The sequence below is a fragment of the Lysobacter korlensis genome (assembly GCF_042434515.1).
On record NZ_JBHLTG010000006.1, the window covers coordinates 364885 to 377139 of the forward strand.

Genomic DNA, 12255 nt, shown 5'->3' on the forward strand with positions numbered 1-12255 from the left:
GTCAACCAGATAGTTGAATACAGTGGCTCAGGAGGAGAAGCCGCCGTCGCTCTTGAGCAGCTGGCCGTTGATCCAGGCCCCGCGTTCGGAGAGCAGGAACGACACGAGGTCCGCGGTGTCCGCGGGAGTGCCCAGGCGGCCGGTGGGCTGCCGCGCAACAGCGGACTCGCGGATCTCATCGGTCATCCAGCCGGTGTCGATGGGGCCTGGGTTGACCGCGTTCGAGGTGATCCCGAGGTGGCCGAGCTCGCGTGCGGCCGCGAGCACGATGCGGTCGAGCGCGCCCTTGCTGGCGCCGTACGGCAGGTTGTGGACTGCGTGGTCGCTGGTGAGCGCCACGATGCGTCCGCCGGTGCTGGGCACCTGCCTGGCGAACTCGGCGATCAACTGCCAGCTCGCGCGAACGTTGACGGCGAAGTGCCGGTCGAAGCTCTCGAGCGTCGTGTCGAGAATGCTCGAGTCGACACTCTCGGTGTGCGAGAGCACCAAGCCGGAGAGCTGTCCGAGCGCGTCGCGGGCATCGGAGACGAGCGCGGGTGCGGTGGACGGGTCGGCCAGGTCTGCGCTGCGGCGGAAGACCCGGGCCCCGAGCTCCTCGAGTTGTTGCTGCACCGCGGTGGTCTCGTCCGACGCTGTGCCGTGGACCCGCGCGTCGTACGGCGCCCAATAGGCGAACGCGACATCCCACCCGTCGGAGGCGAGTCGGTCGGCGATGCCGGCTCCGATGCCCTCCGGCCGCCCGACACCGGTGATCAGGACGACCGGTCGGCTCATCTCGGTTCCTCTCCCGGGTCAGCGGACGTCGTCGTCGACCCAGTCAAGCGTCTTCGACACCGCCTTGTGCCAGTTGCGCAGCAGCCGGTCGCGCTCGGCCGCATCCATCGTGGGCTCCCACCGCCGGTCCTCCCGCCAGAGCGCGCGGAGCTCGTCGAGGTCAGCCCAGAAGCCCACAGCCAGACCTGCCGCGAATGCGGCCCCGAGCGCGGTCGTCTCGGCGACCTTCGGCCGCACGACCGGCACACCGAGGATGTCGGCCTGGAACTGCATCAACGCGGCGTTGGCCGCCATCCCGCCGTCGACCCGCAGCTCGGCCAGCGGAACGGCGGCGTCGCGGTTCACCGCGTCGAGCACATCCCTGGTCTGGAAGGCGGTGGACTCCAGCGCGGCCCGGGCGATGTGCGCCTTCGTCACGAACCGGGTGAGACCGACCAGGGCGCCTCGAGCGTCGGAGCGCCAGTAGGGGGCGAACAGGCCGGAGAACGCGGGCACCAGATAGGCGCCGCCGTTGTCCGGCACGCTGGTCGCGAGCGCCTCGACCTCGGGTGCCGTGGAGATGAAGCCGAGGTTGTCGCGCAGCCACTGCACCAGCGCCCCGGCCACCGCGATCGACCCCTCGAGCGCGTACCGCGGCGGCCCATCGCCGAGGCGATACGCGACGGTGGTGATGAGACCGTGCTCCGAGCGCACGATCTGCTCCCCGATGCCGAACAGCAGGAAGCATCCGGTGCCGTAGGTGTTCTTCGCATCGCCGGCGCCGAACGCGGCCTGCCCGAAGGTCGCGGCCTGCTGGTCGCCGAGGATGCCGGCGATCGGCACGCTGTGCACCAGGCTCGTCGCGGGCGCGGTGCCATACACCTCGGAGGAGCTGCGGATGCCGGGAAGCATCGCGCGCGGGATGCCGAACGCGTCGAGCAGCCGGTCGTCCCAGTCGAGGGTCTCGAGGTCCATCAGCAGGGTCCGGGAGGCGTTCGTCACGTCGGTGCAGTGCACCCCGCCGCGGACGCCGCCGGTGAGGTTCCACAGCACCCAGGTGTCCATCGTGCCGAACAGCAGCTCGCCTGCTTCCGCTCGCCCGCGGGCGCCGTCGACATGATCGAGGATCCAGGCGATCTTCGTCGCCGCGAAGTAGGTGCTGAGCGGCAGGCCGGTCGTGGGAGCGAACCGGTTCGCGCCGCCATCCGCGGCGAGCCGGTCGACCATGGGCTGCGTGCGGGTGTCCTGCCAGACCAGGGCGTTGTGCACCGGCCTGCCGGTCGAGCGGTCCCAGACCACGGTGGTCTCCCGCTGATTCGTGATGCCCACCGCGGCGAGCTCGTGCCGCGTGAGCTCGGCCCGCGCCAGCGACTGCCCGATGACCTCGCGCACGTTGCGCCAGATCTCGAGCGGGTCGTGCTCGACCCAGCCCGGCCGGGGCAGCAGCTGCCGGTGCTCGACCTGGGCGACGCCGACCGTCTCGCCGCTGCGGTCGAAGATCATCGCCCTAGTGCTGGTGGTGCCCTGGTCGATGGCCAGGATGTGGTCGGCCACGTCAGCGCGCCCGGCTCTCGAGCACCGGCTCGCGCTGCGCGAGGTCCACGCCATGACTGTTCCGGAGGGTTTCCACCGTCGCATCCACCTCGGCCCTGCGCCGCCCCGGATCCCAGCCGAGCACGCCGCCTGCGATGTCGGCCAGCTCGTCGAGCAGCTGCGGCGTCACCGAGCCGGTGAATGCCAGGCTCGTTCTGCGCAGCACCAGATCGCTCAGCGTGACGACCAGCTCGTTGCGCACCAGGAACTCGATCTCGCCGGCGCTGTACGCCGGCGCTGCTGCGAGCGGCCGGTCGCCGGCGGAGGAGATCGCGGCGAGCACCTCGGTCGCCCGGGTGCCGTAGCGGGCCAGCAGCGCGCCGGCCCGGCGCTCGCCGACCTCGTGGGAGTGCGCGGCCGCCCAGGCCCGAAAGCGGCCGGCGCTCCGCGGGAAGCCGGCGCCGCCGCCGATCGCCTTGTCGACCGTGGTCACCGTCTCCGGGAGGCCGAGCTGCTGGAGCACGCGGGAGCCGAGCTGATCACCGAGCGCCCGGAATGTGGTCCACTTGCCGCCGATCAGGCTGAGCAGCATCGCGCGCGGATGCCCGGGGAGCGTGCCCTCCTCGATCCGGTAATCCCGTGAGACGAACCCCGGGTGCAGGTCGCCGTGATGGGGGAGCGGCCGGATGCCGGAGTACCGGAAGACGATCTGCTCGCGGCTCAGCTCGATCGTCGGGAATACCCGGCGCACCAGCCCGAAGAAGTAGTCGACCTCCTCCTCGGTGCACACCGCGGGCTCTGCCGGGTCCGCCTCGATGTCGGTCGTGCCCACGAGCACCCGGCCCTTGAGCGGATAGATGAGCACGATCCGCCCGTCTTCGTTCTCGAAGAAGATCTCGCGGCCCGCGCACGCGGTGAGCAGCTCCGGAGCGTCGAGCACGATGTGCGACCCCTTGGTGCCGCCCATATAGGCGGACGGGTGCCCGAGAGCGGCGTTCGTGAGGTCGGTCCACGGCCCGGTGGCGTTCACGACGACCCGGGCGCGGAACGGGAACTCGATGCCGCTCTCCAGGTCGCGGAGCAGCACGCCGTCCTGGCCCGCACCGATCGCTTCGGTGTAGTTGGCGCTGCGGGCAAGCGGGCTCGCGGCCCGCCCATCGAGCAGCACGTCGAGGGCGAGCCGCTCCGGGTCGTGCACCGAGGCGTCGAAGTAGGTGGCCGTGTACTTGAGCTCCGGGTTGAGCTTCGGCAGCTGCCGCAGAGATCGACGGCGGGCGTGGAACGAGTGGAACGGCAGCCGCTCCTTGCCCATGGACGTCGCCCGTGAGAAGGAGTCGTACAGGATCAGACCGACCTTGATCAGCAGCGCACCGCGCTCCTCGGGCTTGCCGGCGCGGTGCAGGAGGAAGCGCAGCGGTGCACTGAGGATGCCGGAGAACGTCGAGAAGATCGGGATGGTCGTGCGCAGCGGTTTCACGTAGTGCGGCGCGATCCGCAGCAGCGCGTTCCGCTCCTGCACCGACTCGCGGACCAGGCGGAACTCACCGTTCTCGAGGTAGCGGATGCCGCCGTGGATCATGTGGGACGACGCGGCCGTGGCGCCGGACCCGTAGTCCCCGCGCTCGACGAGCGCGACATCCACGCCCTGCAGTGCGAGGTATCGGAACGTCGCGAGACCGTTGATGCCGCCACCGAGGATGAGCACGTCGGCGGTGGGGGTGGCGCGGAGCGACGCGACGTCGGGGCGCAGGTCCGCGCGCGGCTCGGGCGCGGGCGGCTCGGGCGTCTGGGCCGGTCGGCCGGGAGCCGGCCGCCGGCGCAGTCGCCGAAACACGCCGTCGCTCACGTCTCTACCCTGCCAGACGGCGCCTGAACGCACCGGGAAGCCGCATCGAACATGGGAACCGACCCCATCCCTACTCCTCCGCCCGGATTCCGAGGCGCTCGTTGCTCGGCGGGAACTCCTCCTGGATCGCGACGACTGCAGCCCCGCGGGCCCACTCGAAGAAGTCGACCGGGTGGATGACGGGGTCCGGATGCGACGATCCGCCCGCCTGATACTCGTTCATGCCCTCATCGAGTGCCCCGCGCGCCATCTCGGCCAGGTGGACCCCTTCCCCGGAGAGGATGATGCGCTCGACGCCGGTCAGGGCGGTGACCGCTGCCGTCGCGCGCCCGAGCGCGCGAGCGGCCTCGTGGACGATCCGCACGGCCGCTGGGTCGCCCGCCTCAGCGAGTCGCAGCACCTCGTCGTAGCCGATGTCCCGGTGGTGGGCGAGCGAGGCCGCGCGGGTGATGGCGGCCGTGGTCAGCACGGCGGAGAGACAGCCGCGGTGCCCGAGCGAGCACATCGGCCCGCCCGGGTCTGCGGGGAAGTGGCTGATCGGGCCGAGCGGCGTGCGCACCATCTCGTCATTGATGACGAGGCCGTAGCCGATGCCGGCACCGACTGTCAGCAGCGCGAAATTCGCCTGCCCCTTTCCCGAGCCGAACCAGTGCTGCGCTCTCGTGAGCCCCACGACGTCGTTGTCCAGATGCACCGGCACGCCGAGCCGTTGCTCGAGCAGTGAGCGGAAGGGCACGTCGTGCCAGTCCAGATACGGCGAATCCGCGACGATCGCCCCCTTGGCGACCTGCCCGCCGACGGTCACTCCCACCGAGTCGATCCGGGTGTGGCCGAGATGCTTCAGCTCGTCGATGAGGAACGTGACGGTCCTCGTCACCTCCGCCACGTCATGCGAGGGCAGTTCGCTGATCACCTTGTCGAGAACCCGTGCGCGAAGGTCCGTGGCGACCGCGTACGCCGTCTGGGTGGTCAGCTTCACCCCGATGAACCGGTAGTTCTCCGGAACGACGTCGAGGGGGAGTGAGTACCGCCCACGCTGGGAGGCGCGCACTGCGTCCGACTCGATCAGCACGCCCGCGGCAAGCAGGGGCTTCACCAGCCGGGTGAGGCTGCCCGCCGACAGTCCCATGCGTTCGGAAAGCCGTGCCCGAGACTGCGCGCCATGCACCAGGACCTCGATCGCGACGGCGCGCGAGGTCGCCGAGAGGCTGAGGGAATCCTCCCAGGTGGTGATCGTCATGCGTTTCCCATCGGAACTAAATCTGCGACGGTTGCTGGTTCAACTCGCGTTCACCGGCTGTTCGCCGCCCCGGTGTGGCTCCATCTTGACAGCAATGCTTTTGAAGCGAAACTATATCCGTGAGTCAATCGACAGCGCCGGGATGAGCGCCACAACCACACAGCACCCGCCGACGCGCCCCCCACAGCGCGGTCATCGCACCGCAGACGACAAGGAACCGCAATGAAGCGATCAACGACATTCGTGGCGCCGGCAGCTGCCGCCGCCGTCCTGCTCGGACTCACCGCCTGCACCGGAGCCCCTCCGGGAGGCGGCAGTGCGGATGGCGGCGATCAGAGCTCCATCCGTTACCTCGTCGAGCAGCCGGAGGACCCCGCGGTGCTCGAGACCCTCGAGGCGCACATCGCCGACTTCGAGGAGAGCGAGGGCATCGACGTCGAGTTGGAGGCCATGCCGCAGGAGAACATGCGCACCGTGCTGCAGACCCAGCTGCAGTCTGGGGAGGGCCCCGATGTGTTCAGCTGGGGTTCAGGGCCCGGCTATGCCGGGGCGCTCGCCGAAGCAGGGCTGCTGTACGACCTCACCGATGCGTACGAGGAGTACGACTGGCCGATCTACGACTTCGCCAAGGAGCGCGTGACGTTCGACGGGAAGATCGTCGGTGTCCCGGGTGAGATGGAGACGATCGGGCTCTTCTACAACAAGGACATCTTCGACGAGCTCGGTATCGAGCAGCCGCAGGACCTCGGGGATCTCGAGGACGCAGCCCAGGCGATCGCCGACAGCGGCATCGTGCCCATCGGCGTCAGCGACCAGGAGGGCTGGCAGGGCGGGCATCTGCTCAGCATGGCGCTGTCCAGCAAGGTCGGCTCAGACGGCGTGGACGCACTGCTGGCCGGCGAGGAGTCCTGGGACTCACCTGCTGTGGTGGAGTCGCTGCGTCTCTGGGAGGAGTGGAACGAGGCAGGGTATCTGCCGCCCTTCCCGACGTCGCTCAGCTACGACAACGCCAACGCGCAGTTCTACTCCGGTGAGATCGCCATCCTTCCGACCGGCAGCTGGCTGGTGAGCGGGATCGACGAGAACGCGGACTTCGAGGTCGGCTACATCCCGTTCCCGGCCGAGGACGGCCCCGGCATCTTCACCGGCGGACTCGGCTCCGGCCCGTACATCTCCGCGAACACCGACAAGGTCGATGCCGCGTTGCAGTTCGTGGACTTCCTCGTCTCCGAGGAGCACGGCAGGTGGACCGTGGAGAACATCGGCTCCATCCCGCCGTACCCGGTGGACACGGAGGGTGTGGACGCGTCGCCCTTGTTCGCGCAGGTGCTCGAGGACACGTCGAAGTTCTCCGGCGGCACCGGTGACTTCGGCGTGAACATCGACGTGCTCGCGAGCGACACCTTCAACGAGACGATGTGGAACGGCTTGCAGGCGATCCTGTCCGGTCAGGCCACTGCGGAGGAGGTCGCCGCGGACCTCGAAGCAGCCGCGCAGTCATGATCCGCCGCGAAGGGGCATGAGGTGGCGCGCATCAAGGCGGACACGCCGAAGGTGACCAGGCGCGCGCAGACGCGCCTGGGCATCGCCCTCATCACCCCGCTGATGATCCTCGTGATCACCTTCTTCCTCTTCCCGCTGGCGAACGCCGTGTACTACGTCTTCGTCGACTTCAACGGCATCAACCTCAACCCGCCGTTCGTGGGGTTCGCGAACTTCGCAGAGCTGTTCGCGGACCCCCGGCTGTGGCCGGCCCTTCAGAACAACATCATCTGGATCGTCATCGGCACCGTCGCGCCGATGGTGATCGGGCTGGCCCTCGCACTGCTCATGTGGACCGTGCGGAATGGGAGCATCTTCTACCGGCTGGCGTTCTTCTTCCCGTACATCCTTCCCGGCGTCGCGATCGGGGTCGTGTGGGGCTGGATCTACGACCCGGTGCGCGGCTGGCTGAACCAGGCGCTGAACGCGATCGGCCTCAACTGGCTCACCACCGGGTGGCTCGGCAACCCTGACACGGCCCTCTACGCGGTGCTGGCGACCGCCGTCTGGGGGACGTCCGGCTTCATCTTCGTCATCCTGCTGTCCGCGCTGCGGAACGTCGATGTCGAACTGGTCGATGCGGCCCGGATCGATGGGGCGAACGGGCTCCAGCGGATCTGGTACATCATCCTTCCCCAGATCATGCCGGTGTTCCTGATGATCACGACCATCACCCTGGTGGGCGGGTTCAGCGTGTTCGACATCATCTTCATCATGACGGGCGGCGGCCCGGCCGGCGCGACCGAGGTGCTCGGCACGTACGCGTACACCAACGCGTTCCAGCTCAACCGGATCAGCTACGGCACGACGCTGGCACTCGTGATCACAGTGCTCGCCATCCCGTTCGCCGTCGCGCTGAACCGGCTGCAGCGACGGGTCTCACTCCAGGGGACGGGCGCATGACGACGACGCAGACCCCCGCGCCGCCGGTGGCACCCCCGATCAGGAAGCCCGGAAGAGGGCAGTCGGCCGGGCCCAACCGGATGCCACCCAAGCGACGGGCGTGGCTCACCGGCAAGCACCTGCTGCTGATCGTGCTGTCGCTGCTGACCCTCTTCCCGGTGATCCTGACCATCTCCACCGCGCTGAAGACGCCGCAGGATGTGCGGGTGAACCCGTTCGGGCTGTTCTCGTCGTTCTCGCTCGAGAACACCGTGACCGCGTGGACCGTCGGGAACTTCGGCGATTACGTCGCCAACAGCTTCCTGCTGTCGGTACCGAGCACGGTCCTCGTCGTGATCCTGTCCACGATGGCCGGGTACACCTTCGCCCGGCTGCCGTTCCCCGGCCGGTCGTTCGCGTTCTACCTCGTGGTGCTCGGTCTGCTGGTGCCGTTCTTCACCTACATGATCCCGCTCTACTTCCAGCTCCGCAGCATGGCGCTGCTCGACACCCTGGTCGGCACCGTGCTGGTGCTGACGACGACCGGCCTGTCGTTCGGCACGTTCTTCATGCGGGCGTTCTTCTCCGACCTGCCCACCGAGCTGGAGCAGGCCGCCCGCATCGACGGTGCCTCGGAGTGGCAGATCTTCGTCAAGGTGATGCTCCCGCTGGTGAGCTCCGGCGCCGGCGCGCTCGCCGTATTCACCTTCTTGCAGAACTGGAACAACTTCCTGGTGCCGCTGCTCTACCTGCCCGGCGGTGACTTCCGGCCGCTGACGACGGGGCTGTACCTGTTCGTCGGCGGCCGCTCGCTGGACATCGGACCGCTGGCAGCGGGAACGCTGATCACGATCCTGCCGATCATCGTGCTGTTTCTCGCGATGCAGAAGCAGGTCACCGAGGGCTTCCTGTCCGGGGCCGTGAAGGGATGACGGCACGGTGACCCGTACCGAAGGAGACGCCCATGCATGATGTGCTCGATCCGAGGGACCTGGTCCCGGATGAAGCCGAAGAGCTGGAGCTCAGCGGCTTCGCGATCGGTGACCTGCACCGGGCGGCACGCGACGCCGCCGGACGAGACGACTTCGAAGCGCTCGAGGGCATCGGGCGCCGACTCGCGCAGGCGGAACGGAGAGCCGACTGGCCATACGACGAGCCGAGCGACGATGCCACACTTCGGGCACTCGCCGCGGGGGTGGCGCCGATCGAGGTGGACCCCGCCGGGCTCCCCGACCGGATCCGCGGCGCGTGGCTCGGGCGAGCCGTCGGCAACACGCTCGGGAAGCCGGTCGAGGGGCTCACCCGCGACGAGCTGCGCGCCTACTTCCGGGCGGCGGGTGTGGAACGGCTTCAGGGATACCTGCCACTCATCGACCCCCTTCCCGACGGAGTCTCGAGGCTGCATCCGTCTGCCCCGATCGCAACTGCCGGGAACTTCTCCGACGTGCCGCGCGACGACGACATCGACTGGACCATCGTCGGCCTCCATGTGCTCGAGAAGCACGGCCGGGATTTCACCACCGAGCAGCTCGCAGCGGAATGGCTCGACCGGGTGCCGTTCACCCAGACCTACACCGCCGAGCGCGCCGCCTACCGGAACCTGATCCACGGCATCCGGCCGCCGGCGACGGCCACGCACCGGAATCCGTACCGGGAATGGATCGGCGCGCTGATCCGCGGGGACGTCTTCGGGTATGTCAACCCGGGGAACCCGGGTGCGGCGGCAGCGATGGCGCTGAAGGATGCCCGGCTGAGCCACACCGGGAACGGGATCTACGGCGAGCTGTGGGCGGCTGCCCTGGTGTCGGCGGCGCTTGCCGCCGACTCCGCCAAGGGGGCACTCGCCGCGGCGGCGCACGTGGTGCCGCCTCGCTCGCGCCTCGCCGAAGTGCTGGCGCAGGTGACGGAGCTCCACGCCGGCGGAGCGTCCGTCGAGCAGGCGCTCGATTGGGTGGACGAGCGACTCGCTCAGTACAGCTGGGTGCACACCCTCAACAACGCCGCGCTGATCGCCATCGGACTGCTCTGGGGAGTCGACTACCTGGACGCCGTCGGCATCACCATCTCGGGAGGGCGTGACACGGATTCGGCCGGCGCGACCGTCGGCAGTGCCTACGGCGCACTCCACGGCGCGGGCTCCATTCCGGCGGAGCTCGTCGGCACCACACACGTGCACGTGCGGAGCGCGGTGCGCGACTTCGACCGCGTGACGCTCGACGAGCTGAGCAGGAGAACCCTTTCTCTGCTCCCGGCGGCGTCTCGATGAGCCCATCCGATGCGGTGGGCACCGCGCGTCCGGTCGTGCTCACCGCCGCAGGCGTGAGCGTCGTCGTCGACGCGTCCGCTGCCATCCCGCGGGTGCTGTATTGGGGACGCGCCGCTGCGCTCTCCGACTCGGACCTCGACACGCTGAGCGCAATGACCGGCAGGCAATGGACCGTCGACGGCGTGCAGGGGCCGGTGTATCCCTCACTGCTTCCCGAGCAGTCGCACGGCTGGATGGGCACCCCGGGCATCGAGGGTCACCGGAACGGGAGCCGCTTCTCGACCCGCTTCGAACGTCCGCGCGTCGACGCCGGCGACACCCGGGAGGGTGGGCGCTACCTCGAATCGAACAGTGTTGACCCTTCCGCGGAACTCGCACTCCTCGTGAGGCTCGACCTGCTGCCCTCCGGCGTGCTGCGCCTGGCGGCCGAGCTGACCAACACCTCGGCCGACAGCTCGTACGAGCTCGAGGCGCTGCGGATCGCGCTCCCGGTTCCCGCGGAAGCACAGGAGATCCTCGACTTCGCCGGACGCCACCTGCGGGAACGATCCCCACAGCGGCACGCGTTCACCGTCGGCACGCATCTGCGGGAAGGGCGGCGCGGCCGGACGGGCTCCGACGCGACGCCGCTGCTCGCGGTCGGCACCCCCGGCTTCGGGTTCGGGCGCGGCGAGGTGTGGGCGGTGCACACCGCGTGGAGCGGCAACCACCGCACCTACGCGGAGCTGGGACTCCCCGGGCTTCGCGTCGTCGGCGGGGGAGAGGTGCTGCTGCCCGGCGAGGTGCGGCTGGCCCCTGGGGAGCGCTACCGCTCGCCCGAGCTGTACGCCGCGTACGGGGAGGGTCTCAACGAGGTCGCCGGGGCCTTTCACGCGCACCTGCGCTCACGCGCGACCCACCCGCGCTCGCCCCGTCCGGTGGTGCTCAACACCTGGGAAGCGGTCTACTTCCAGCACGATCTGGCGGCGCTGACCGAGCTTGCGCAGGTTGGAGCCCGGGTCGGCGTCGAGCGATTCGTGCTCGACGACGGGTGGTTCCGCAGCCGGCGCAACGACAAGGCGGGCCTCGGCGACTGGCAGGTCGACGAATCGGTGTGGCCGGACGGGCTGCAGCCGCTCGTCGACGTCGTGCGCTCGCTCGGCATGGATTTCGGCCTGTGGTTCGAGCCCGAGATGGTGAACGAGGACTCGGACCTCGCTAGAGCGCATCCCGACTGGATCCTCGGCCCCGGAGAACGGCTGCCGCTGCCCGGACGGAATCAGCAGGTGCTGAACCTCGCCGTTCCGGAGGCGTACGACTACATCCTCGACTCGATCAGCACTCTCGTCGCACGGTACGGGATCGACTACATCAAGTGGGACCACAACCGTGACCTGGTGGAGGCGGGCGACCGCCGCAGCGGCGAGCCGCGGGTGCACGAGCAGACGCTCGCCACCTACCGGCTCATGGACGAGCTGCGCCGCCGCCACCCTCGACTGGAGATCGAGTCGTGCTCGTCCGGTGGCGGTCGAGTCGATCTCGGGGTGCTCCAGCGCACCGATCGGGTGTGGGCGAGCGACTGCATCGACGCCCTCGAGCGCCAGCAGATCCAGCGCTGGACCGGGCTGCTGCTCCCGCCGGAGCTCATCGGCTCGCACGTCGGCGCGCCAGTGGCGCACACCACACACCGCACGCATTCCCTCGCCTTCCGTGCCGCGACCGCCGTGTTCGGCCACTTCGGGATCGAGTGGGACCTGCGCGGCGCCAGCGAGCAGGAACTGGCGGAGCTTGCGCGGTGGGTGCAGCTGTACAAGGAGGAGCGGCAGCTGCTCCACAGCGGCCGCCTCATGCACAGCGACTCCCCGGACCCCTCCTACTGGTCCTACGGCGTGGTCAGCGAGCAGCGCGACCGCGCACTCATCGCGTTCGTCGCGATGGCGACCGGCGTCTCCGCCCAGCCGGGGCGCATCCGGATCCCCGGACTGGACCCCGCCACCCAATACCGTCTCGAACCGGTGGACCTCTCGCTCGAGGCGCTGTTCGCCAATTCCGGTGCGCTGCCGCCCTGGATCAGCGAGCCCCTCACGGTGAGCGGCGAGGCGCTCGCAACGCTCGGCCTGCAGGCGCCGATGCTCTATCCGGAACAGGCCTTCCTGGTCCGCATCACCCGGAGCGACGCGACCGCCCCTCGCTGACCCTCCCCTCGACCACCGC

The 12255-nt window shown here is 69.4% G+C and carries 9 protein-coding genes; 5 read left to right on the plus strand and 4 right to left on the minus strand.

Annotation, left to right across the window (positions count from 1 at the left end; all coding sequences use genetic code 11):
* Window positions 1–27 precede the first annotated feature (27 nt).
* From ACFFGH_RS24155 to ACFFGH_RS24170, 4 genes are all read right to left on the minus strand, one after another.
* On the minus strand, window positions 28–774 hold the full coding sequence (locus ACFFGH_RS24155; RefSeq protein WP_386673105.1) for an SDR family oxidoreductase: 747 nt from the start codon (window positions 772–774) through the stop codon (window positions 28–30).
* An 18-nt stretch (window positions 775–792) separates the two neighbouring features.
* The gene (glpK, locus tag ACFFGH_RS24160; protein ID WP_386673107.1) at window positions 793–2307 is read right to left on the minus strand and encodes a glycerol kinase GlpK; all 1515 of its coding nucleotides are present in this window, start codon (window positions 2305–2307) and stop codon (window positions 793–795) included.
* Window position 2308: 1 nt separating this feature from the next.
* Window positions 2309–4132, minus strand: coding sequence for a glycerol-3-phosphate dehydrogenase/oxidase (locus tag ACFFGH_RS24165; protein WP_386673109.1), 1824 nt, complete (start codon window positions 4130–4132; stop codon window positions 2309–2311).
* A gap of 70 nt (window positions 4133–4202) precedes the next feature.
* Window positions 4203–5372, minus strand: coding sequence for an ROK family protein (locus tag ACFFGH_RS24170; protein ID WP_386673111.1), 1170 nt, complete (start codon window positions 5370–5372; stop codon window positions 4203–4205).
* Between the two features lie 222 nt (window positions 5373–5594).
* Here ACFFGH_RS24170 and ACFFGH_RS24175 point away from each other — a divergent pair, with 222 nt between their 5' ends.
* Genes ACFFGH_RS24175 through ACFFGH_RS24195 form a run of 5 tightly spaced genes read left to right on the plus strand, consistent with a single transcriptional unit; the run spans window position 5595 to window position 12236 of the window.
* Complete coding sequence (locus ACFFGH_RS24175) at window positions 5595–6875, plus strand: ABC transporter substrate-binding protein (protein ID WP_386673112.1); 1281 nt, start codon at window positions 5595–5597, stop codon at window positions 6873–6875.
* Between the two features lie 21 nt (window positions 6876–6896).
* On the plus strand, window positions 6897–7817 hold the full coding sequence (locus ACFFGH_RS24180; protein ID WP_386673114.1) for a carbohydrate ABC transporter permease: 921 nt from the start codon (window positions 6897–6899) through the stop codon (window positions 7815–7817).
* Window positions 7814–8728 (plus strand): carbohydrate ABC transporter permease, encoded by a 915-nt coding sequence (locus tag ACFFGH_RS24185; RefSeq protein WP_386673116.1) that lies wholly within the window; start codon window positions 7814–7816, stop codon window positions 8726–8728. Before ACFFGH_RS24180 ends, ACFFGH_RS24185 begins: the two co-directional genes overlap by 4 nt.
* Before the next feature lie 32 nt (window positions 8729–8760).
* Window positions 8761–10062: an ADP-ribosylglycohydrolase family protein gene (locus tag ACFFGH_RS24190; RefSeq protein WP_386673118.1), complete on the plus strand. Its 1302-nt coding sequence runs from the start codon at window positions 8761–8763 to the stop codon at window positions 10060–10062.
* On the plus strand, window positions 10059–12236 hold the full coding sequence (locus tag ACFFGH_RS24195) for an alpha-galactosidase (protein WP_386673120.1): 2178 nt from the start codon (window positions 10059–10061) through the stop codon (window positions 12234–12236). Before ACFFGH_RS24190 ends, ACFFGH_RS24195 begins: the two co-directional genes overlap by 4 nt.
* Window positions 12237–12255: the final 19 nt, after the last annotated feature.